The organism is Glycomyces endophyticus, assembly GCF_039531525.1.
Taxonomy (GTDB): Bacteria; Actinomycetota; Actinomycetes; order Mycobacteriales; family Micromonosporaceae; genus Glycomyces; species Glycomyces endophyticus.
The window spans coordinates 1-21688 of the sequence record NZ_BAAAQF010000029.1; the positions used below are offsets into that span (position 1 = coordinate 1).

Annotated in this window: 20 protein-coding genes; 12 read left to right on the top strand and 8 right to left on the bottom strand. The window is 74.7% G+C overall.

The features are described 5' to 3' along the window. On the bottom strand, positions 1 to 547 hold a 547-nt coding region (locus ABD419_RS23340; RefSeq protein WP_425556178.1), incomplete at its 3' end, for a P-loop NTPase family protein. 317 nt (positions 548 to 864) lie between these two features. Between ABD419_RS23340 and ABD419_RS23345 the strand changes: the two genes are divergently transcribed. From ABD419_RS23345 to ABD419_RS23390, 10 genes are all read left to right on the top strand, one after another. Next, positions 865 to 2319 carry a dynamin family protein gene (locus tag ABD419_RS23345; RefSeq protein WP_344491989.1) on the top strand — a complete coding sequence of 485 codons (1455 nt, stop codon included), beginning with the start codon at positions 865 to 867 and terminating at the stop codon, positions 2317 to 2319. A 34-nt stretch (positions 2320 to 2353) separates the two neighbouring features. Continuing rightward, the gene (locus tag ABD419_RS23350; protein ID WP_344491992.1) at positions 2354 to 2953 is read left to right on the top strand and encodes a nucleotide exchange factor GrpE; all 600 of its coding nucleotides are present in this window, start codon (positions 2354 to 2356) and stop codon (positions 2951 to 2953) included. Next, positions 2950 to 4872 carry a dynamin family protein gene (locus tag ABD419_RS23355; protein ID WP_344491995.1) on the top strand — a complete coding sequence of 641 codons (1923 nt, stop codon included), beginning with the start codon at positions 2950 to 2952 and terminating at the stop codon, positions 4870 to 4872. The genes ABD419_RS23350 and ABD419_RS23355 overlap by 4 nt, the downstream gene beginning before the upstream one ends. After that, positions 4865 to 5347, top strand: coding sequence for a hypothetical protein (locus ABD419_RS23360; RefSeq protein ID WP_344491998.1), 483 nt, complete (start codon positions 4865 to 4867; stop codon positions 5345 to 5347). The genes ABD419_RS23355 and ABD419_RS23360 overlap by 8 nt, the downstream gene beginning before the upstream one ends. 481 nt (positions 5348 to 5828) lie before the next feature. After that, the gene (locus tag ABD419_RS23365; protein WP_344492001.1) at positions 5829 to 7091 is read left to right on the top strand and encodes a J domain-containing protein; all 1263 of its coding nucleotides are present in this window, start codon (positions 5829 to 5831) and stop codon (positions 7089 to 7091) included. Between the two features lie 79 nt (positions 7092 to 7170). Further along, on the top strand, positions 7171 to 8547 hold the full coding sequence (locus ABD419_RS23370) for an IucA/IucC family protein (RefSeq protein ID WP_344492004.1): 1377 nt from the start codon (positions 7171 to 7173) through the stop codon (positions 8545 to 8547). Beyond that, positions 8544 to 10061: an IucA/IucC family protein gene (locus ABD419_RS23375; protein WP_344492007.1), complete on the top strand. Its 1518-nt coding sequence runs from the start codon at positions 8544 to 8546 to the stop codon at positions 10059 to 10061. The genes ABD419_RS23370 and ABD419_RS23375 overlap by 4 nt, the downstream gene beginning before the upstream one ends. Beyond that, positions 10058 to 11203: a type III PLP-dependent enzyme domain-containing protein gene (locus ABD419_RS23380; protein ID WP_344492010.1), complete on the top strand. Its 1146-nt coding sequence runs from the start codon at positions 10058 to 10060 to the stop codon at positions 11201 to 11203. Before ABD419_RS23375 ends, ABD419_RS23380 begins: the two co-directional genes overlap by 4 nt. 100 nt (positions 11204 to 11303) lie before the next feature. After that, positions 11304 to 12467: a hypothetical protein gene (locus ABD419_RS23385; protein ID WP_344492013.1), complete on the top strand. Its 1164-nt coding sequence runs from the start codon at positions 11304 to 11306 to the stop codon at positions 12465 to 12467. A gap of 5 nt (positions 12468 to 12472) precedes the next feature. Beyond that, on the top strand, positions 12473 to 13276 hold the full coding sequence (locus ABD419_RS23390; protein WP_344492016.1) for a PhzF family phenazine biosynthesis protein: 804 nt from the start codon (positions 12473 to 12475) through the stop codon (positions 13274 to 13276). Here ABD419_RS23390 and ABD419_RS23395 read toward each other — a convergent pair. Next, complete coding sequence (locus ABD419_RS23395) at positions 13273 to 13746, bottom strand: MarR family winged helix-turn-helix transcriptional regulator (protein WP_344492142.1); 474 nt, start codon at positions 13744 to 13746, stop codon at positions 13273 to 13275. The genes ABD419_RS23390 and ABD419_RS23395 overlap by 4 nt on opposite strands. Positions 13747 to 13805: 59 nt before the next feature. Between ABD419_RS23395 and ABD419_RS23400 the strand changes: the two genes are divergently transcribed. Then, positions 13806 to 14183, top strand: a complete 378-nt coding sequence (locus tag ABD419_RS23400; protein ID WP_344492019.1) for a cupin — start codon at positions 13806 to 13808, stop codon at positions 14181 to 14183. 79 nt (positions 14184 to 14262) lie between these two features. Here ABD419_RS23400 and ABD419_RS23405 read toward each other — a convergent pair whose 3' ends face one another. The 4 genes from ABD419_RS23405 to ABD419_RS23420 all read right to left on the bottom strand — a co-directional run bounded on the left by ABD419_RS23405 (position 14263) and on the right by ABD419_RS23420 (position 18614). After that, a complete protein-coding gene (locus ABD419_RS23405; RefSeq protein WP_344492022.1) occupies positions 14263 to 15009 on the bottom strand; it encodes a MerR family transcriptional regulator in 747 nt (248 codons plus the stop codon). A gap of 245 nt (positions 15010 to 15254) precedes the next feature. Then, positions 15255 to 16001: a succinate dehydrogenase/fumarate reductase iron-sulfur subunit gene (locus ABD419_RS23410; RefSeq protein ID WP_344492025.1), complete on the bottom strand. Its 747-nt coding sequence runs from the start codon at positions 15999 to 16001 to the stop codon at positions 15255 to 15257. Then, entirely contained in the window at positions 15998 to 17929 is a 1932-nt protein-coding gene (locus tag ABD419_RS23415; RefSeq protein WP_344492145.1) for a fumarate reductase/succinate dehydrogenase flavoprotein subunit, read from the bottom strand. The genes ABD419_RS23410 and ABD419_RS23415 overlap by 4 nt, the downstream gene beginning before the upstream one ends. Positions 17930 to 17936: 7 nt before the next feature. Continuing rightward, entirely contained in the window at positions 17937 to 18614 is a 678-nt protein-coding gene (locus tag ABD419_RS23420; protein WP_344492148.1) for a succinate dehydrogenase cytochrome b subunit, read from the bottom strand. A gap of 137 nt (positions 18615 to 18751) precedes the next feature. Between ABD419_RS23420 and ABD419_RS23425 the strand changes: the two genes are divergently transcribed. Beyond that, positions 18752 to 19678, top strand: a complete 927-nt coding sequence (locus ABD419_RS23425) for a LysR family transcriptional regulator (RefSeq protein ID WP_344492028.1) — start codon at positions 18752 to 18754, stop codon at positions 19676 to 19678. 9 nt (positions 19679 to 19687) lie between these two features. On the opposite strand, the gene ABD419_RS23430 is transcribed toward ABD419_RS23425, so the two are convergent. Both ABD419_RS23430 and ABD419_RS23435 read right to left on the bottom strand, forming a co-directional pair. Continuing rightward, on the bottom strand, positions 19688 to 20062 hold the full coding sequence (locus tag ABD419_RS23430; protein ID WP_344492031.1) for an ankyrin repeat domain-containing protein: 375 nt from the start codon (positions 20060 to 20062) through the stop codon (positions 19688 to 19690). A gap of 271 nt (positions 20063 to 20333) precedes the next feature. Then, positions 20334 to 21668, bottom strand: coding sequence for a chorismate-binding protein (locus tag ABD419_RS23435; RefSeq protein WP_344492034.1), 1335 nt, complete (start codon positions 21666 to 21668; stop codon positions 20334 to 20336). Positions 21669 to 21688 lie beyond the last annotated feature (20 nt).

Genomic DNA, 21688 nt, shown 5'->3' on the forward strand with positions numbered 1-21688 from the left:
CGGTGAGCGCCAGCGGGTTCCCGCCGGCGCGCGCGGCGAGTGCGGCGGCGCGGGTCGGCGGCAGCGCCGGTGCGGCCTCGGCGACGAGCGCGGCCGCTTCGGCGTCGGTGAGCTCGGGGACGGGCACGACCGTCGCGGCCGCGAGGACGCGCGCGAGGACGTCTTCGGGGAGCCGGTTGGGGATGCGCAGGGCCGCGGCGACCGGGAGGCGCTCGGCCAGGACCGGCAGGACCGCGAGCGTCGCCGCGTCGCACCACTGGAGGTCGTCGACGATGAGCAGGCCCCCGCGGGTGCGGGAGTAGACGGCCTCGGCCAGCAGCGGGAGGTCGCCGGCGGGCATGCGCGCCCGGGTGGCGCGCTCGAGCGCGAGCGCGGGCTGGCCCGAGAGCATCGCCAGGCCCCCGCCGGCGTGCACGGGCCGCTTGGACGCGCGGGCGAGGCGCTCCAGGAGCCGGGTGCGGCCGGACCCGGGCGGGCCGGTGACGACCACCAGGCCCGGTCCCGCCAGCGCGCCGGCCATGGCGCGCAGGGCATCGTCACGGTTCAAAGCCCCGCTCGGCGGGGGCGTCGAGGCGACGGGCGGCGCCAGTCCGGGGGTGGGCGGCGGGGCGGCCAAGGGGGCTCCTAACGGCGTGGCACGAATGGGGGAGGCGGCCGGGCGGCTGCGGTTTGTAATCTCGTGTTGTCGACCGAAGGCCGACGCCTCTCATGATATTGCGGAAGCTTCGATGCCGCAGACCGGCGTCGGGGCTCGAGGCGCCGCAGACCGGCGCAGGCCCGGACCATCGGGACCGACGAGATTACACGGAGAGGGCGGACGCGGGGACCATGGTGGCAGGACAACTCACCACGAGCGTGGCGAGCATGTGCGAGGAACTGGCCGGCAAGGTCAGCAGCGCGTCGCGCCCCGTGGTCGAGGAGGTCGCGGGCCGGTTGGGGCAGCCGCTGCGCGTCGCCGTCGCCGGGCGCCTCAAGGCCGGGAAGTCCACCCTCGTGAACGCTTTGATCGGGCGGCGGGTCGCGCCGACGGCCGCGGGCGAGTGCACCCGCGTGGTCACCCAGTTCAGGTACGGGCCGGCCGACCGCGTCGACGTGGTCGCCCGCAACGGCGTCAAGCACGCCGTCCCCCTGGACGCGAACGGGATGATCCCCACGACGCTGCCGATCCCCGCCGACGAGGCCGCGATGATCGACGTGCAGCTGTCCTCCGACCGGCTGCGGGACCTGACCGTGGTCGACACCCCCGGCCTCCAGTCGGTGAACACCGACATCTCCGACGCCGCGCGCGAGATGCTGTTCGCCGCGCCGATCGCCGACGACGTCGACGACGACTCCAAGGCCGCCGTCGAGTCGGCCGAGGCCATCATCTACGTGTTCACCCAGCAGGTCCGCGCCGACGACGTCGACGCCCTGGAGGCGTTCGCGAAGGCCTCCCAGCAGCTGGCGTCGTCGCCGATGAACGCCCTGGGCCTGTACAACAAGGCCGACAAGCTCGCGCCCGGGCCCGGCCAGGACCCGTGGCCGGTCGCCGGTCCGATCGCCGGGGACCAGGCGAACGTCCTGCGCCGGTCGGTGTGCGACGTCGTGCCCGTGGTGGGCCTGCTCGCCGAGACCGCCGAGGCCGGGCTGCTGACCGCCGCCGACTGCGAGGCCCTGCGCACCCTCGCGGGCCTCGGCGAGGAGAAGCGCGCGCTCATGCTCGCCTCCGCGGGCCTGTTCCTGTCCACTGAGAGCCCCGTCGACAAGCACCAGCGTCAGCGTCTGCTCGAGCGCCTGGACCTGTACGGCATCCACTTCGCCATCGCGCACCTGCAGGCGTCCCCGCACCTGGCGACCGGGGAGCTCGTGCGGCTGCTGTTCGCGGCCTCGGGGTTCCCGCGCCTGCGCACCACCCTGCACCAGATCTTCGGGGTGCGCGCCGACGTCATCAAGGCCGGCTGGGCGCTGGGGCGCCTGGACGCGGCCGCGGCCTCGGGCCCGGCCGCCGACCGTGACCTGCTGCGCGGCGCGGTCGAGTCGATCGTCGCCCGCCCCGAGTACCACCGCCTGCCGCTGTTGGAGGCGGCCGCGCAGGTCACCACCGGGCAGGTCGCCCTGCCCGAGGCGATGGAGGCCGAGGTCGCGCGCCTGGCCCTGACCGACGACGCCGGCGTCGTCCTGGGCCTGCCCGACGCCCCCCGGCCGCAGCTGCGCCGCGCCGCCATCGAGGCGGCCGGGCGGTGGCGCGCGTTCGCCAACGGCGGCGCCACCCCGTCCCAGGCGCGGGTGGCGAACGTGGTGCATCGTGGTTTCCATCTGCTGGCCCAACGACTCGGCTGACCCCGTCGCCGTACCGAACATTTAGGAGAGCAAAGTGACGAATCGACTCGGCGGACCGCTGGTGGGGGCCCTCGTGGGCGTCGCCGCCGCGGCCCTGGGCGCGGTGTTCCTCACCGGCGGCGGGTTCGATGCGCGCGTCCTGGGCATAGCGGCCGGGTCGGTCATCGTCGCCGCGGTCGTCGCCGTCGTCGCCGGGAAGTCCATCGCCGCCCCCGTGCCCGCGCCCGCCGCCGCTCCCTTGAGCCCGCCGCCGTTCGCGCCGGCCGCCGGCACCGGCGCGGTCTCCGGGGCGATCCCGGTCGGCCAGCTCGCCGACTCCGCGCGCGCCGCCCAGAACGGCGCCGACCGCACCGTCCTGGTCGAGACGTGCATCTGGATGCGCGACCGCGCCACCTCCCCCGCGCTGGCCCAGCACCTCGACGGCGCGTTCGCGAAGGTCGGCGTCACCCCCGTCGACGCGACCGGGCAGCGCTTCGACCCGGCCGTGCACGAGGCCGGGTCCACGGTGGCCGCGCGGGGACCCGCCGACGAGGGCATCATCGCGCGCACCGAGCAGATCGGCTACACCGACCGGGGCCGCATCCTGCGCCACCCGATCGTCACCGTCTACCGGGGCCAGGGGGTGCGGGCATGACCGACACCGCCGCCCCCGCCGCGTCGGCGCAGCAGCCGGCCCCGGCGAAGAAGGCCGCCGCGAAGCCGAACCCGGCCGTGGCCATCCACAAGCTGTGCGTCAAGGCCGCGAAGGCCGGCAACGCGTCGCTGCGGACGGTCGACGCGCGGGCCGCGGCCGAGGTCGACGAGGTCGCGCGCTGGCAGCCCGACAAGCCCGTCGCGGTGGTCGTCGGCGAGACCAAGCGCGGCAAGTCGTCGCTGGTGAACGCCCTCCTCGGCATGCCCGGCCTGTCCCCTGTGGACGCGCAGGTGGCGACGACGGCGTACCTGGAGTTCGCGTACGCCGAGCAGGCGTCGGTGCGCGCGTGGCAGCCCGGCGCCGCCGACCCGATGCTCCTGGGCGTGGGCGACCTGCGCAACTGGGCGACCCGCCTGGGCACCATGCCCCCCGGGATGGTCCCGCCCCGCCGGATGCTGGTGGGCCACCCGTCGGCGCTGCTCAAGCACATGTCGGTGGTGGACACGCCCGGCACCGGCGGCCTCGACCCCGACCACGCGGTCATCGCGCTCGAGGCGGTCGCGCGCGCGACGTGCCTGATCATGGTGACCGACGCGTCGAGCCCGATGGCGAAGACGGAGCTGGACTTCCTCACCGAGGCGTCCAAGCGCGTCAACTTCGTGGTGTTCGCCCTGACCAAGACCGACACGTACCCGGGGTGGAAGACCGTCCTGGAGGAGAACCGGTCCCTGATCGAGGCGCACGCGCCCCGGTTCCGCAACGCCCCGCACTTCCCGGTGTCGGCGATGCTCGCCGAGCACGCCCTCAACTCCCAGGGCCCCACCCGCCAGGCGCTCGCCAAGGAGTCGGGGATCGGCCGGATGCAGCGCGCCCTGGTCAAGGTCGGCGCCGCCGGCAAGGCCCTGGTCGCCGCGAACGTGGTGCGCGCGGTGCGCACCGAGTTCTCCCGCCTCGCCGTCTCGGCGCAGGAGGACATGAAGGCGTACGACCCCGACCCCGAGACCGCGAACCGGTTGAAGGAGGAGAAGAAGTCGGCGCTCAACGCGCGCCGCACCGAGACGAAGAAGGCGAACCTCGCGCTGCGCGTGGAGACCCAGCGCGCGAAGATCGAGGTCCAGGGGCGCCTGCGCGCCCACCTCCAGGAGCTGGAGGAGGCCCTCCTCAACGAGCTGGAGAAGGCCAACAAGGCCGCGCTCGAGTCGCTGCCGCAGCGCATCGACATCGCCCTCCAGGGCATCGCCGCGCGCCTGTCGGGCGAGCTCCACCAGCGGTTCGTGCTCCTCGCCGAGCGCGTCCTGCGGCAGGTGTTCACCGAGGACGAGCTCATGCAGGCCACCAACTCGATCTCCGCGGGCCTGCGGGCCGCGGCCTCGGGCCGGGCCCGGCGCGACGCCAACCAGGACGGGGCGCTGCTCATGGCGTCCTCGGCGGGTGTGGCGATGATGGCCGGGCGCGCGGTGACCGCCGGCGCGGGCATGATCGGCCTGACCGCCGTCGCCGGGTCCGTCGCCTCGGTGGCGCTGACCGCCTCCGGTGTCGGCATCGGCCTCGCCGCCGCCGCGTTCCTGCTGTACCGCCGCAAGATCCAGGGCGACCGCCAGGCCGCCAAGCAGTGGGTGCAGCGCGTCATCGCCGAGGCCCGCGCGAACCTGAACGAGGAGATCGGCTTCCGGTTCACCGAGGTCGAGTTCGTGTTCAACTCCACGCTGGACGACGCCCTCGAGCGCCGCGCCGCCGAGTTCGACGCGCGGATCTCCGCGGCCGAGAACGCCGCGAAGGCCGACCAGGCCGCCCGGGCCAAGAAGCAGGCCGCGCTCAAGCAGCGCCGCGACTCCATGGCCCAGAAGGTCAAGCAGCTCGACGAGGTCCTGGCGAAGGCCCGCACCCTCGTACCCGGAGATGAGGATTCCGATGGATGAGTTCGACGAGTTCGATCCCGAAGGGGGCGAGGGCGACTTCCCCGACCTGGACGACGACGGCGCAGAGGCCCCCGGGTTCGACGACTTCGACACCGGCGAGGTTCCCGACGAGGACGGGTTGGAGGCGTTCGCGTTCGACGACGGCGACCTCGACGAGGACGAGCCGCTCGACGAGGCCTTCGGGGTGGACGCCGACTTCGACGAGCCGGGCGACGAGCCCGGCGGCGACGAGACCGCCTACGCGGCCACGTACGAGGACCTCCTCCTCGACGAGGCCGACAACCCGCCGACGTTCCCGCCCGAACTGGACCTGGACGTGCCCGAGCCGGTCGACGGCTACCCGTGGGTCGACCTCGACGCCCTCGGATCGGCCGAGGCCGAGCCGTGGGTGAACACCGTCGACGCCTCCGAGTACGCCATCGCCGACATCGACGACCCGGCCGCCCAGGCCCTGGCCCGCTTCTGGCAGGGCTAGACCCGCACCGGCTCGGCGGGCCCGGCAGCCGCCGACCGACACGCCCCGGCCCCGCGCCTCCAGGTGCGGGGCCGCAGCCGTGCACGGCCCTCCCGCGCCTGCAGATCGCATCGACAAAGGCGAATGGCACCGGTGTGCACTGTCCGATGTCGCCCGCGCCCGCCGCGAGGCCGCAATCGCGTGAAAGCCCGCCCCGTCGCGCCGCGGCCCCGCGGGCGCCTCGAGAACCCGCTCCCGGGAAGGAGAACCGCAGGCCGGAAGGGCCGCGGGCGCCCGTCACCCTCCGGCCGCGGCGCTCCACAGTGGGCCGTCGGGGGTCGTCTGGGAGAAGTCTCGGACACGACAGGCTGAATTTTCGGGACCTGCCGACACCGAAAGGGGCGAACCGGCGGTAGATTGGGGGCTCCATTACCGTCGAGTCCGACGCCCGATCCCCTCGCCGGGCACAGGCCCGTCCCCGTACGACCGACCGGGAGCCGTGGTGAACGAACCAGACCACTACCGCGTCCTCGGGGTGAGCCCGCAGGCACCACGCAACGAGATCCAGGCCGCCTACCGCAGGCGCCTCCGCGAGACCCATCCCGACCGCGGCGGCGACGAAGGCGAGTTCCACCTCGTCCAAGGCGCCTGGGAGACGCTCTCGCACCCCGGGCTGCGCCGCGAGTACGATCTGCTGCGCTTCGGGCGCCGCGCCGCCCGCCGCTACGGCAGGGCCGCCGCCAAGCCCGCGCACCGCAAGGTCCGCGGCTGGAACGTCGCGCCCGCGCCCGCCCCGGTCCAGCACGCGTTCCCCGCCGAGGGCGCCCTCGTGGCCGTCCCCTGGCACGCGCGCCTGCGCCGCCTGCGCCCGGTGTACCGGCCCTCGGCGTGGACGGCCGCCGCCCTGTGCGCCTCGGCCGCCGCGGTCTGGGTGTTCATGGGCCTGGGCTACCTCGGGCAGGCCCTGGCCTCCGACTCGTGGCTGTTCCTCGTCCTCGCCATCCCCGCGACGATCGCGGTCGCGATGATCGTCGCCGTCCAGACCAGCCGGGCCCTGCGCCGGCGCCCCGACCGGTCCCCGCCCCCGCCCACCGGCCGGCTCGTCATCGCGTTCCTGTTCGCCGCCGCCGTCATCGCGCTCGCCGGACCGTCGACGCCGTGGGGCTGGGCCCTGGGCGTGTACGTCCTCACCGGGTCGGCCATGGCCTGGACGGTCAAGCGCCTGCGGTACACCATCGCCCTGCGCCGCTCCGTCGGCGGCGCCCTGCGCCAGTTCAACGCGTTCGGGCCCGCCGGGACCCGCCCCAAGGCCGACCGGCCCACCGGGAAACTCCTGCGCGAGGTCCTCACCAACCTGCCCGCCGCGCGCCTGTTCGTCGCCCTCCCGGCCGAAGCCGACACCCGCGTGCCGCACGCGATCGTCTGCGGCGACCGCATCGCCCTGCTGTGCGCGCCGATCGGCCGCGACGGCGCCGACGTCGACTCGGTGAACCTCCCCGAAGCCGTCAAGGCCCTCGACGCCGCCCTCCCGGACGCCCACGTCCAGGGCTGGGTCCTGTGGCCGACCCTGCCCGAGACCGCCCGCGCCGGAGAGGCCGCCGCCGTCCACGACGTCGCCGTCTCCCAGGCCGCCGCCGACATCGGCCTGTGGCTCGCCGCCGCCGGGCCCGTCTACGACCTGCCGGTCCTCCAGGCCCTGCGGATGCGCCTCGCCGCCGTCCCGGCCCCGCGCACCGCCGACCGCGCACCCGCCGTCCGGACCTGACTCTTACGCTGCGCTTATGCGCGTTCCGTGAGCAATCGCACCCTCCACACGGGCGGGTGCGGCCAGTATGGTTCAGGCAATGGACGCCACCGCCCGCGCCGACGAGATCGTCGCCGACCGCCTCCGCGCCGCCGCCGACCGCGAACCCCTGCCCGGGCCCGCCGCCGGCGCCACCGCGGTCGAGATCGCCGCTTCGATCGGCGCCGGCTCCCCGCACGCGGACCGGTTCACCGCCGAGGTCGCCGCCGCCGTCCGCGGCACCGCCCTCGCCCTCGACGCCGCGCGCCCGCACCCCACCGACCTGTGGGCCGCCGCCGCGGCCGAGCACCCCGACCCGTCGGTGTGGTTCGAGCAGGCCGTCCTCCTGGGCCACCCCGTGCACCCCCTCGCGCGCTCGCGCGGCGAACTCACCGACGACGAGATCCGCGCCTACGCGCCCGAGCACCGGGCCCGGTTCGACCTGGGCGAATACCCCGTCCCTTCACTGCGCCTGACCGGGACCGGCACGGGGGGCCGCCACCAGATCACCGCCGGGTCGCCCGCGCCCGGCCTGCCCGTCCACCCCTGGCAGGCCCGCCGGTACGGCCTCGGCGACCCCGCCGCGGCCCTCCCGGGCGCCGCCCCGCTCATGAGCCTGCGCACCGTCTCGGTCGGCGACCGGCACGTCAAGACCGCAGTCGACCTCCAGCTGACCTCCGCGGTCCGGCAGGTCTCGGCCGCCGCAGTCCACAACGGCCCGCTCCTCGTCCGCGCCCTCGCCGGCCCGGCCCGCGACTGCGGCATCACCCTCGTGTCCGAAGCGGCCGTCAGCGCCCTCACCGACGCGGGCGAGCCCGACCCGCACCTGTCCGCGATCATCCGCCCCGCCCCCCACACGATCGGCCACCCCCGCGCGATCCCCCTCGCCGCGCTGGCCGAGACGTGCCCCGCCGATGGGCGGCCGATCGCCGTCGCGCTCACCGGGAACGACCCCGACGCGTGGTGGGAGGCGTTCGCGGCCGTCGCCCTCGCGCCGCTGCGGCTGTTCGCCGCGACGGGCGTCGCGCTGGAGGCGCACGGGCAGAACACCCTCGCCTCGTTCACCGGCGACCGCCCGACGAGCCTGGTGTACCGCGACTTCGGCGGGGTGCGCGTCCCGCCCGGGCGCTTCCCCGACGCCGTCGGGGACCTGCCCGAGGCCGATCCCGAAGCGCGCCTGGTGAAGCTCCTGGCCGCGCTGTTCCCCACCACGCTCACCGCGATCGTGGAGGCCCTCGCCGCCTGGTCGGACACCGACCCGGGCCGGTGGTGGTCCACCGTGGCCGGTGCGGTGCGAGGCCTGGCCCTGGAGCCGTGGATCGCCGACGCGGTCCTGCGCGACCCGTGGCCGATCAAGGCCACGACCGCGATGCGCCTGGCCGCGAACCCGACCGACGACATCTGGGTCCGGGTCGCGAACCCGCTGGCGGCGGCGTGAACCTCACCGACCAGATCCTCGCCGCGGCCTGGCGCGAGAACCTCGCCGGGCACCGCACCGGCCCCGCCCCCGTCCGCGAAGGCCCCTTCCACCAGCTCGACTACCCCGAGACCGGCGACGACGGCGACCCGGTGAAGACCCTCGAAGCGATCCTCGGCGCCCCCGTCCCCGCGCACCTGGCCGCCGAACTGGAGTCCGCGCGCACCAGCCGGGCCCTCGCCCGCGCCCGCGCCGCATCCCGGCGCGCTCGCGTCGCCGCGATCGCCGCCCGCACCGGCGAGCCCAGCCTCGCCCGGCTCGCCGCCGCGTGCACCAGCGACGTCGACACGACCGCGCGCCTCCTGGAGACGCTCGCGACCGACGGGCACCAGCTCCACCCGTGCGCGCGCACCCGCCTGGGCTGGAACCGCACCGACCTGGAGCGGTACGACCTCGAGGCCCCCGCCCCGATCCGCGTCCGCCTCGTCGCCGACCGCGCCGGCGTCCTCGACCGGTCCGGCGCCGACTTCCGCACCCACCCGATGCTCGCCGGCCTCGACCTGTCCGACCCGGTCGTCCCCGTCCACCCCTGGCAGCTCGAGCACCGGATTCTGCCCCAGTACGGGGACCTGTTCCGGTCCGGGCGGCTCGCGGTCCTGAACGCGACCGTCCCGGCGTGGCCGACCGCCGCGATCCGCACCCTCGCCGGGCACCGCGCCCCGGGGTTCCTCAAACTCGCCCTCGGCATCCACATCACCTCCACGCGCCGCGACATCTCCCCCGCGACCGCGCTCCTCGCGCCGGTCCTGTCCGCGCACCTCACCGCCCTCGACGCGGCGGCGCCGCACCGTCTCGTCCCCGACCTGGCCGGGGCGTGGCTGCCCGGGCGCCGCGACCTCACCGCGATCGCCCGCGCCCCCCTGTCGACGGTGGTCCCGGCCGGCACGGTGTGCGTGCCCGCGACCGCGCTCGCAGCCGCCTCCCCGGTGACCGGGGTCAGCCTGGCCGCGGAGTACGCCCACTGGCACGGCGACGCCGACGCGTGGCTGCGCGCCTACGCGGCCCTGTTCGTGCCGCCCGTGCTCGCCAAGGCCGCCATGGGCATCGGCCTGGAGGCGCACCTGCAGAACAGCTTGGTCGCGATGGACGGGCCGGTCCCGGTCGCGGCGGTCTCGCGGGACCTGGGCGGCGCCCGCCTGCACCTGCCCTCGGTGCCGTTCGACGTGGCCCTGCCCCCAGGCAGCCCCGTGAACGCCGCCTCCATGGACCAGGTCCGCGCCAAGGTCGCGTACACGCTGTTCCAGAACCACCTCGCCGCGCTCGCGACCGCCCTGGAGCGCGACGCCGGCCTCGACGCCGCGGCGTTCTGGGCCGACCTCGCCGACCTGATCGCCTCGCTCGACCTGCCCCGCGCCGACCGCGACTGCTACCTCGCCCCCGAACTGCCCACGAAGGCGCTGCTGACGATGCGCCTGGACCCGGGCGCCGAGATCGAGGCGCTCGTGGCCAACCCGATGCACCGGGCCCGCCGGTGACCGCCCCCCTCCCGCCGAAGGTCGCCGTCGCGGTCGCGGCGCTGGAGTCCCCGGCGAGCGCCTGGCTGTACGACCCCGGCGCCCTCACCGCCCGCCTGGCCGCCGTCCGCGCCGCCCTCCCGGAGTGGACGGTCCTGTACGCGATGAAGGCGTGCGCGAACCCCGCGGTCCTGGCCGCCGCCGCCCGGTACGCCGACGGGATCGAGTGCGCCTCCGGCGGCGAGCTCGCCGCCGCGCAGACCGCGGGCGCGGCCCGCCTGGCGTTCTCGGGGCCCGCGAAGACCCCCGCCGACCTCGCCGCCGCCGCATCCAGCACCACGCCGGTGTGCGTGCACGTGGAGAGCGGGCGCGAACTCGACCACCTCGCCGCGAACGGGTTCACCGGACCGGTGGCGCTGCGCGTCAACCGCGGCCGGGCCCTGCCGGGCACCCACCGCATGACCGGCGCGCCGACCCCGTTCGGCATGGACGAGGACGCCGCCCTCGCCGCCGCCGCACGCGCCCTGGCCCTGGGCCTGGACGTGGCCGGGTTCCACCTCCACGCCGTCTCCAACTGCCTCGACGCCGCCGCGTACGCCGCGCACGTGACCGACGCGCTGGCGTGGTCGGCCGCGGCCGCTACCGGCCGGTTCGACCTGCGGTACGTGAACGTCGGCGGCGGCCTGGGCGCGGACCCGCGCGGGGACGTCATCGACCTCGACGCGCTCGCGGCCGCCCTCGGCGACACCGCCGCCCCGTACCGGGCCGCGGGGGTCGAGCTCGTGGTCGAGCCCGGCCGGTACCTCGCGGCCGCCGCGGGCTGGTACGTCGCCGAGGTCGTCGACGTCAAGTCCGTCGCCGGCCAGGCGTTCGCGGTGGTGCGCGGGGGCACCCACCACTTCCGGCTGCCGGCCGCGTGGGGGTACGCGCACCCGTTCGCCGTCGTCCCCGGCCCGCGCACCGGCCCGGTCCTCGAGGATGCGGAGGTGCGGGTGTGCGGGGAGTTGTGCACGCCCCGCGACGTCCTCAACGGCGGGCAGCGGGTGGCCGCGCTCGCGCCGGGCGACCGGCTCGTGTTCGCGAACGCCGGCGCGTACGGCTGGGAGATCTCCCACGACCGGTTCCTGGGCCATCCGGGCCCTGACTTGGTTGTCATCGACTGATCGGCTGATCCGCACCCGTTCGCCATGCGTCTACGATGAAGGGCCCTGGCATGCCCGGTCCGTCCCGACCAGGTGCGCTACCCCCCATTGAGGAGTCCGTATGCCGAATCGGCGTTTTGCCCGGCGGACCCATCGCGAAGCGGCGCGCCTGGCCGCCGCCGGCGACCACCCGGCCGCGCAGGCCGCGTTCGCCGCTGCGGCGGCCGAGTACCGCGACCGGCTCGCCGGCCACCCCGGCGACCGGTCGTCCCGCGAGGACTTCGCCGAGCTGCTCGCCGCCCGCGCCGCCTCCCATGCGGCCGCGGGCGACCATGCGCGGGCGTACTGGGCCGAACGCGAACGCGACGCCGTCGCCGAGCCCCTCGGCGCGCCCGCGCCCGCCCGGGCCCGCCAGCGCCTCGACTACCCCGAGGCCGCGGTCCGCGCCGGGCGGCTGCTGACCGCGGCCGTGCAGGCGGTCGCGGCGGTGGGCGGCCTCGACGACTTCGACCCCGCCGATCCCGCGGGCGCGGGCTTCACCGATCTGGCGGCGGCGCTGGCGCGGGCGGCGCGGGTGTTCGGGCGCGCGGCCGACCCGGACCTGGCGGTGGGCGCGGCCGACCAGGCGGCGCGGATGCTCCTGGCCGCGGGCCGCCAGGACGACCTGCTGCGCGACAGCCTGCGCCTGGCCGCCGCCCTGCACGCGGCCGCCGGCCGCGGCGCTCATGCGCGGGGCGCGCGGGACCTGCTGGGCAAGTACTTCCCCGACGCGGCGCCGGTGACGGTACCGAACGCGGTGACGCTGCGCGGGGCGCTCCAGGCCGCGGCGGGCACGGGGGCGTTCGCGGACGCGGCCCTGATCCGGCGCCTGTGCCCCGACCCGGCCGGGCGGGACGCCGCGCCGACGGTGTCGGCGCGCGGGGACCTGGGTTTGGCGGCGGTCGCGCTGCACGCCGCCGAGCCGGCCGTCGCGGTGCTCGCGCGCACCAGTCCGGCGCTGGCGTGGCGGATCGCCACCGAGGTGCACTACCTGCTGGCGGCCGCCGACCGGCACGGGGAGCGGAACCTGCACGTGAACTTCCGCGACCACGGGCCCGTGTGGGTGGCGATGCTGATGGCGCTGACCGGCGAGGGGAACCGCGGCCCGCTCATGGCCGATCTCGCGTCGGCGCTGGCGGGGCTGTGCGAGCGCCTGCACACGCGGCACGCGGCCCCGGAGCACGAGCCGCTGATCCGGTCGGCGCAGCGGTTCATCGCCGCGTTCGCGGACGGGCCGGACCGGTGAGGGCCGTGATCGTGGACGCGTGCTGGCGCGGGGAGCCGGGCACGGGCTCGCCGACGGCGGTCGTCGACGACGACGCGGGGCTGACCGACGCCGACCGGGCGCGGGCGCCGGCCGACCTGGGGGTCTCGCACGCCGTGTTCGTCGACCGCGCCGCGCCGGTGCGGTCGCTGCGGTTCTTCACCGCCGCCGGGGAGCTGCCCGCGTGCGGGCACGCGACGCTCGCGGCGGTCGCGGTCCTGGAGGACTGGGACGGGCGCGACGACTGGCTGCTGCGCACGCCCGGCCGCACGTTCAAGGCCGGTACGACGGCCGAGGGCGCGTTCTTCGACGCCGGCGTCTCCGGCCACCGGGTGCCCGCGGCGGGTGAGGCCGCTCCGGTGCTCGCGGCCCTGGGGGCCGTCCCGGCCGGGGCGGTGCACGCGGCGGGCGGGGCGCGCGAGCGGCTGCTGGTCCCGGTCGAGGCCGACCGGCTCGGGGCGCTCGTCCCGGACTTCGGCGCGCTGGCGGCCGCGTGCGACGCGGCGGGCCTGCTGGGCTGCTTCGTGTACGCGCCGGTGCGGGAGGGGTGGTTCGCGGCGCGGATGTTCGCGCCTTCGATCGGGGTGCCCGAGGACGCGGCGAACGCGAACTCGACGGCGGCGCTGGCGGGGGTGCTGGCCGGTGACGGGCCGGGGTCGGTGCGGGTGGTGGTGTCGATGGGCGAGTCGGTGGGGGCGCCTTCGCGGATCCGCGCCGAGGCGTTCCCTGCGGCGGGCGGGGCGCGCGTGCACGTGGTGGGCCGGGTGGGTCCGCCGCGCGGGGTCGGCTAGGCGCCGGGGCCGAACCAGGTGGGGGTGTCGAGGGGCAGGAGGTCGCCGGGGGTGAGGGCGGCGAGGTCGGCTTCGAGGGCGGTGAGGCGGTCGGGTCCGATGGTGTGGGCCCATTCGGCGCGGACGCGTTCGAAGACGGCGGCGGAGCGGGCGAGGACGTCGAGGCCGGCGGCGGTGAGGCGGACGGCTTTGCGGCGGGCGTCGGCGGGGTCGGGGGCGCGTTCGACGTAGCCCTGCTGCTCGAGGGCGGCGATGGTCTTGCCGGCGGCCTGCTTGGTGACGCCGAGGCGGGCGCCGAGTTCGACGGCGGTGGTGCCGCGGGTGCCGATGGCCTGGAACACGAAGCCGTGCATGGGACGCAGGTGGGGGTGGCCGGCGCGGGCGAGGTCGTCGTGGACGGCGTCGACGGCGGCGCGGAAGGCGGCGAGGAACCGCAGCGGGAGCTCGTATCCGGGGGCCGCGTCAACCATGATCGACAACTAGGTTTACTATATGGGCAACCATGTTGTCCATCATAGGAGGCGTCCCCGTGCGCATCGTCCGCAGTACCGACACCCGCCGCACCGCCACCCCCGCGGCGGTCATGACCACCCTCGCCTCCCCCGCCCAGGGCGGCGCCCCGTTCCCGCTCTGGCGCGTCGAGGCCGCGCCCGGCACCGCCGGGCCCCTGCACCTCATCGACGCCGACCAGGTGTGGACCCTCACCGCCGGCACCGCCCGCGTCGAAGCCGACGACGCCGCGGCCGACCTGGCCGCCGGCGACACCCTCGTCGTCCCCGCCGGGGCCGCACGGCGCTTCACCCCGGGCCCCGACGGCTTCACCGCCCTCGTAACCGGCCCGGCCGGCATGCGCGCCTCCATGCCCGCCGCCCCCGAGGACAAGATCGACCTCGCCTGGACCGCCTAGCGGCCGCGCCGGCGCGCACTGTGCGGCCTCCCGCGCCGGGAAGCCCGCGGATGGCGTCGACAGTCCTAGGGGCGCGGCCTCACAGCCGCGTGTCGGCCCAGGCGGTCATGGCCTCGCGCAGGTAGTGGGCGAGGCCGGGCGCGACCCGGTCGTACGTGTCGCGGAACCGCGGGTCGTCGGTGTAGAGCGCCGCGAGGCCGGTGTAGGCGGCGGCGGTGGGCTCGGCGCCCCAGTGGCGGGCGATGAGCCGGTAGTGCTCGCCGACGACGGCCTGGACGTCGGGGTCGGCGGGGGCCCGGCCGTCGTCGCGCAGGGCGGCGAGGGCGGTGTTGAGGCGGTCGAACTCGGCGGGGATCGCGCGCCGCTCGTCGGGGGTCATGTTTTGGAGGACGCTCCAGGCGCGTTCGACCGCGGCCTGCCCCCACCGGCGGCGGGCCTCCTCACGGTGGTCGTCGTCGAGTCCTTCGAACCAGGTCTCGGGTGCCATGGGTCGGCCTCCTTCGAGTTGTCGGATGGTGTCGTCGACGGTGGCGGCGAGGCGCTCGAGCCGGTCGCGTTCGGCGGCGATCGCCTCGGCGTGGGCCCGCAGGGCGGCCGTCTCGTCCAGGCCGCCTTCGAGGATCTCCGCGATGACGTCCAGGCGCAGGCCGAGGCGTTTGAGCAGGAGGATCTGCTGGAGGCGCAGGAGTTCGGGCCGGCCGTAGCGGCGCTGGCCGCCGGTGCCCTGGGCGGCGGGCGCGAGGAGGCCGATGGCGTCGTAGTGGCGCAGGGTGCGCGCGGTGACGCCGGTCAGCTTGACCACGTGCGCGGTCGTCCAGGTGTCCATCGCCGTCCTTCCGTCGGTGCGGTTGCGACGGTATCGGGTGACGCTGCGTCAACCGCAAGGAAAGAGAGACGCGGGTCACCGTCAAGTGGCGCGACCAAGGCGCTTCCGATTCGTTGTTTACATGGGGCGGCATTGACCCACTCACGTGGGGCGAAAATCCCCCTGGGGTCTCCCCGCTCACGCGGGGCAGGAGAAAGACGAGCGGCCCCCGGCGCAAGCCGGGGGCCGCTTTTCGTCGCGGTTCGCTAGGCGGCGCGGGTGGCGGCCTTGCGGAAGTCGCGGTTGAGGCGGCCGATCACGTCGAGGCCGATCTCCTTGGGGCACGCGGCGGCGCACTCGCCGGCGTTGGTGCACCCGCCGAAGCCGGCCTGGTCGTGGGCGGCGACCATGCCCAGGACGCGGGTCGCGCGCTCGGGCTGGCCCTGCGGGACCAGGCCGAGGTGGGCGACCTTCGCGGCCATGAACAGCATCCCCGACCCGTTGGGGCAGGCCGCGACGCACGCGCCGCAGCCGATGCACGCGGCGGCGGAGAACGCCGCGTCGGCGTCCTGCTTGGGGATGGGGGCGGCGTGGGCGTCGGGCGCGGTCCCGGTCGGCGCGGAGATGTACCCGCCGGCCTGGATGATGCGGTCGAACGCCGACCGGTCGACCACGAGGTCCTTGATGACCGGGAACGCCCCGGCGCGCCACGGCTCGATGTCGATCGAGTCGCCGTCCTTGAACTTGCGCATGTGGAGCTGGCAGGTCGTCGTCGCGCCCTGCGGGCCGTGCGGCTGCCCGTCGATCACCAGCGAGCAGGACCCGCAGATGCCCTCGCGGCAGTCGTGGTCGAACGCGACCGGGTCGTCGCCCTCGCCGATGAGCCGCTCGTTGAGCACGTCGAGCATCTCCAGGAACGAGGCGTCCTCGGACACGTCGTCGAGCTCGTAGGCGACCATCTTCCCCTTGGCCGCGGCGTCGCTCTGGCGCCAGATTCGCAGCTTGAGTTTCACTTGTAGCTCCGTTGGGTGGGCTTGACGTACTCGAACACGAGCGATTCCTTGTGGAGGACCGGCGCGTCCTCGCCGTACTCCCACGCGGCCACGTACGAGAAGTGCTCGTCGTCGCGCTTGGCCTCGCCGTCCTCGGTCTGGGACTCCGCGCGGAAGTGCCCCCCGCACGACTCGGTGCGGTGCAGGGCGTCGATGCACATGAGCTCGCCGAGCTCGAAGAAGTCCGCCACGCGGCCGGCCTTCTCCAGCTCCTGGTTCAGGCCCTCGGCCTTCCCCGTGACCTTCACGCGCTTGTAGAACTCGGCCTTGAGGTCGCGGATGAGCCCGATGGCCTTGCGCAGGCCCTCGTCGGTCCGCTCCATCCCGCAGTACTCCCACATGATCTTGCCCAGCTCGCGGTGGAAGGAGTCCACGGTCCGGTCGCCCTCGTTGCCCAGGAAGAACGCGATCCGGTCGTCGACGGCCTGGCGCGCGGCGCGCACGGCCTCGTGCGACTCGTCCAGCGCCTCGAACGGGCCGTCCGCCAGGTAGTCCGAGATCGTGTTCGGCAGCACGAAGTACCCGTCCGACAGGCCCTGCATGAGCGCCGACGCGCCCAGTCGGTTCGCGCCGTGGTCGGAGAAGTTCGCCTCGCCCGACACGAACAGGCCCGGGATGTTCGACGACAGGTCGTAGTCGACCCACAGGCCGCCCATCGTGTAGTGCACCGCCGGGTAGATGCGCATCGGCCGCTCGTACGGGTTCTCGCCGGTGATCCGCTCGTACATGTCGAACAGGTTCCCGTACTTCGCCTCCACCGCCGGCTTGCCCAGGCGCGCGATCGCGTCCGCGAAGTCCAGGTACACGCCCAGGCCCCCCGGGCCCACGCCGTGCCCCTCGTCGCACACGATCTTCGCGGCCCGCGACGCGATGTCGCGCGGCACCAGGTTCCCGAACGCCGGATAGCGCCGCTCCAGGTAGTAGTCCCGCTCGGCCTCGGGGATGTCCGCCGGGTGGCGGTCGTCGCCCTTCGCCTTCGGCACCCACACGCGCCCGTCGTTGCGCAGCGACTCCGACATCAGCGTCAGCTTCGACTGGTGCTCGCCCGACTGCGGGATGCACGTCGGGTGGATCTGCGTGTAGCACGGGTTCGCGAAGTACGCGCCCTTGCGGTGCGCCCGCCACCCGGCCGTCACGTTGCAGCCCATCGCGTTCGTCGACAGGAAGTACACGTTCCCGTACCCGCCCGTCGCCAGCACGACCGCGTCGGCCAGCTCGGTCGAGATCTCACCGGTGACCAGGTCGCGCACGATGATCCCGCGCGCCTTCCCGTCCACGATGACCAGCTCGAGCATCTCGTGCCGCGTGTGCAGGTCCACCGTCCCGGCCGCGACCTGGCGCTGCAGCGCCTGGTACGCGCCCAGCAGCAGCTGCTGACCGGTCTGGCCGCGCGCGTAGAACGTCCGCGACACCTGCGCCCCGCCGAACGACCGGTTGTCCAGCAGGCCGCCGTACTCGCGCGCGAACGGCACGCCCTGGGCCACGCACTGGTCGATGATCTCCGTCGACACCTCCGCCAGGCGGTGCACGTTCGACTCCCGCGACCGGAAGTCCCCGCCCTTGACGGTGTCGTAGAACAGCCGGTGCACGCTGTCGCCGTCGTTGCGGTAGTTCTTGGCCGCGTTGATCCCGCCCTGCGCGGCGATCGAGTGCGCCCGCCGCGCCGAGTCCTGGAAGCAGTAGTTCGCGACCCGGTACCCCAGCTCGCCCAGCGTCGCCGCCGCGCTCGCACCGGCCAGGCCGGTGCCCACCACGATGACGCGCAGCTTCCGCCGGTTCGCCGGGTTCACCAGGCGCCCCGAGAAGCGCCGCTTCTCCCACCGCTCGTTGATCGGCCCCGCCGGGGCCTTCGCGTCCGCGACGGGCTCACCCTCGCGGAAGTAGTCGATGCTCATATCACTCCACCAAACCGAACGTGACCGACAGGGGCACGACCGCGAACCCCACGACGATGACCACCGCGACCGCCAGCGCGATCGCCTGCGTGCGCTTGCGCCACTTCGTGTCCGGCCCCGCGATCGTCTGGACCGCCGACCAGATCCCGTGCCGCAGGTGGAACCCGAGGGCGACCAGCGCCAGGAGGTAGAACACGGTGACCGGCCACCGCGACGGGTCGAACGTCGCCACCACGGCCCCGTACGCGTCGTGGATGTCCTTGACCGGGTTGACCGTCCGCCAGGTCAGGTCCAGCAGGTGCCAGACCACGAACAGGACGATGACGATCCCGCCCCACCGCATCACGTAGAACGCGTTCGGGGACTCGCCCCGGGACTTGTGCCGATGCGCGTACTTCACCGGGCGGGCCCGGTGCGCGCGGGCGGTGAGCACCAGGGCCGTCCAGATGTGGACGACGATCGAGGCGACGAGGCCGATCCGCAGCACCCACAGCAGGCTCTCGTGCGGCAGCAGCGGCTCGCCGAACGAGCGCAGCCCCGCCGCGTAGGCGTTCATCTCCTCGCGGCCCTCGAAGATGTGCAGGTTCCCCGCCATGTGGGCGACGATGAACAGCACCATCAGGACGCCCGAGACGGCCATGGCGATCTTCAAGCCGATGTTCGAACGCCACGGCGCCAGAGGGGCGCTGCGGCCCCCCGCGGGCTTGGCGGCTGAGCGCGATTGCAGTTCCGTAGACACGACCGGATGCTAGACGCGACCGGGCTCACCGGTCCAATTCATGGCCGAACCCCGAACCATGCCGATACGTTATGAACATGCGCCCGCAGCAGCTCCAAGCGTTCCTCACCGTCGCACAAACCAGACATTTCACTCAAGCGGCCGAAGAACTCGGTGTGACACAACCGTCATTGAGCAAACAGATCCAAGCCCTCGAAACCGAACTCGGCGCCCCCCTCCTCACCCGCAACCGCAGCCGCATCGAACTCACCGACGCCGGACACACCCTCCTCCCCCACGCCCGCACCATCACCGCCGCCCACGCCGCCGCCCACGCCGACATCGACGACGTCCTCGCCGTCCGCGCCGGCCACCTCCGCCTCGGCGCCACCCCCTCCCTCTGCTCCTGGCTCGGCGCCCCCCTCCTCACCCGCAACCGCAACACCCACCCCCACGTCACCGTCACCCTCACCGAAGACGGCTCCGGCCCCCTCGCCGAACACCTCGCCGCCGGCGACCTCGACTTCGCCTTCACCGCCGGCGACACCGGCCACCACCCCAACCTCACCGTCCAACCACTCCTCGCCGAAGCCCTCGTCGTCACCTCCGCCGCCCACCTCCCACCCCTCACCCGCCAGGCCTACATCGGCCTCCCCCAACTCCGCGAACAGGCCTTCGTCCTCCCCGCCCACGGCTACGACCTCCGCGACCTCACCATCACCACCTGCGAGACCGCCGGATTCACCCCCCGCACCGGCGTCGACGGCGGCGCCACCGACGCCGTCGCCTCCCTCGTCGAAGCAGGACTCGGCATCGCCCTCCTCCCCGCCATGATCGCCGCCGGACGCCCCGGACTCCGCGCCACACCACTCGCCCCGCCCGGCGCCTCCCGCACCATCGCGCTGGCGTCCCGCCGCGAGGCGCCGCTGACCAAGGCCGCGCAGGCGTTCGCCTCCAGCCTCGAAGAGCACCTCACCGACCTGCACGCCTGGGGGCGCCTCCCCGAGGGGATGCGCACGGTCTGAGGGCCCCGGTCAGGCCCGCGTGAACGTGTCCCGGTCGAACATCGCCGCGATCTGCCGCGCCGACGGCGTCCCCGCATCCGGATCGGCCCCCGCCTCCAGCAGCGCCGCGACCACGTCCTCGAAGTTCTTGAACACCGCCCCCGCCAGCGGCGACTGCTGCCGGTCGTTGCACCGGTCCACCGCCGCACCCGCCTCCACCAGCGCCCGCACCGTCCCCGCATGCCCGTGGTACGCCGCCAGCATCAGCAGCGAGTCCCCCGAACCGTTCACCAGGTCCACCGGCAGCCCGGCCGCGACGAACGCCAGCAGCCGCCCCGTCTCCCCGGCCCGCGCCAGGTCGAAGGCCGCCTCGGCGATGCTGCGGAAGTCCTCGTCGTCGCTCATGCGCACCAGCTTGGCACACGCGCACGCGCACCGCGAGCCGATCGCGCGCGCTCAACTGTGGACCCGATTCGTCCGGTTCACCCGCCCAGGTGTCGCGCCGGGTATTGACACGACTGCGCCCAGGTGGGAAAGATTGATGCGGGCACGCAGGCGACACGCTGACACGAACCGCCGCGCCGCCCTTATCGGTGGGACAAGAACGGTGAGGACTCGGGCATGAACGAGCCGAAAATCCTAGGACAGTTCCAATTGGAACATCGGACCATCCAGGTCAGTGGCGACGACGCGAGCGTCGGCACGGTCTGGCTCCAACGGCTTCATCCCGATCCCCCCATGGCGCTGGGGTGCGTGGTCGAACTCGACTCCCCGACCCCGCGGCTGCGCCTCTACCGGGCCGAATGGCCCGACGCGCTCCGCGAACGCGCCAAGGAGCAGACCATAGCGATCTGGAAGGCCAGCCGCGGCTTAACGCCAGGCGCGCGGTGACCGCGCGGGCCTTCGCCTCCGCCTCGGCGACCTCCGCGTCGGGGTCCGACCGCCATGTCACGCCCCCGCCCGCCCACAGGTGCGCCCGCGACCGCGACTCCTCCAGCGCGACCGTGCGGATCGTGACCCCCAGGGCCGCCGAACCGCCCCGCACGAACCCGAACGCGCCCATCGCCGGGCCCCGCCCGACCGGCTCCAGCCCCGACACCAGGTCGAGCATCGCCAGTTTCGGCGTGCCCGTCACCGAACCGGGCGGGCACAGCGCCCGCAACAGGTCCGCCAGACCCGTCCCCGCCTCGATATCGCACACCACAGTGGATTCCGCCTGCCACAGGCGGTCCCATTTCGCCAGCGCGAACAACCGCTCCACCGCCACCGAACCGGGAACCGCCACCCGCGCCAGGTCGTTGCGCGCCAGATCCACGATCATCACGTGCTCGGCCCGCTCCTTCACCGAGCCCAGCAGCGCCGCCCGGCCCTCCGCCGACGCCGGCGCCGTTCCCTTGATCGGAAACGACGCCGCCCGCCCATCGGACACCGTCACGAACGCCTCCGGCGACCCCGACGCCACCAGCCAGCCCTCGCCCGACAGCACCCCGCCCCACACCGCGCCCTCGATGCCCGCGACCGCCGCCGCGATCCCCGCCGGATCCCCCGACCACGACGCCGACCGGTGGCCCACCACGTTCGCCACGTACACCTGACCGCGCCCGATGCCCTCCTGCACCGCAACGACCGCCTTCGCATGGTCGGCGCCCGACCACGACGCCCGCCACTCGCCGACCGCGAACGGGCCCGCCGGCGCCTCGGCGCGGACCGGGCCGTGCACATACGCCACCAGCACCAGGTCCGGGACCGCCGGCACCGGACTCGGCGCACCCGTGGCACCGCCGATCATCACCGCCCCCGCCGCAGCGGAGACCAGCACCGCCACCCCGCACACCGCGCCGTCGGCATCGTCGTGGACGGCCCCGTACCGCTCGCAGAACGCGGCCGCCAGCGCGGCCGGATCACCGCCGTCGCCGACCCGCCACTCGAGCCGGTCGACCTCCACCAGGCGCCCGCGGCAGCCCGCATCGAGCCCCGGCGGCGCCGGGGCCACCGCCCCCAAGATCGACATGGCTCCAGTGTCGCCCAACC

Coding starts and splice junctions, on each gene's coding strand:
- ABD419_RS23345 (WP_344491989.1), top strand. CDS start 865: ATGTGCGAGGAACTGGCCGGCAAGGTCAGCAGCGCGTCGCGCCCCGTG.
- ABD419_RS23355 (WP_344491995.1), top strand. CDS start 2,950: ATGACCGACACCGCCGCCCCCGCCGCGTCGGCGCAGCAGCCGGCCCCG.
- ABD419_RS23360 (WP_344491998.1), top strand. CDS start 4,865: ATGGATGAGTTCGACGAGTTCGATCCCGAAGGGGGCGAGGGCGACTTC.
- ABD419_RS23370 (WP_344492004.1), top strand. CDS start 7,171: ATGGACGCCACCGCCCGCGCCGACGAGATCGTCGCCGACCGCCTCCGC.
- ABD419_RS23385 (WP_344492013.1), top strand. CDS start 11,304: ATGCCGAATCGGCGTTTTGCCCGGCGGACCCATCGCGAAGCGGCGCGC.
- ABD419_RS23395 (WP_344492142.1), bottom strand. CDS start 13,746: ATGGTTGACGCGGCCCCCGGATACGAGCTCCCGCTGCGGTTCCTCGCC.
- ABD419_RS23405 (WP_344492022.1), bottom strand. CDS start 15,009: ATGGACACCTGGACGACCGCGCACGTGGTCAAGCTGACCGGCGTCACC.
- ABD419_RS23425 (WP_344492028.1), top strand. CDS start 18,752: ATGCGCCCGCAGCAGCTCCAAGCGTTCCTCACCGTCGCACAAACCAGA.
- ABD419_RS23430 (WP_344492031.1), bottom strand. CDS start 20,062: ATGAGCGACGACGAGGACTTCCGCAGCATCGCCGAGGCGGCCTTCGAC.
- ABD419_RS23435 (WP_344492034.1), bottom strand. CDS start 21,668: ATGTCGATCTTGGGGGCGGTGGCCCCGGCGCCGCCGGGGCTCGATGCG.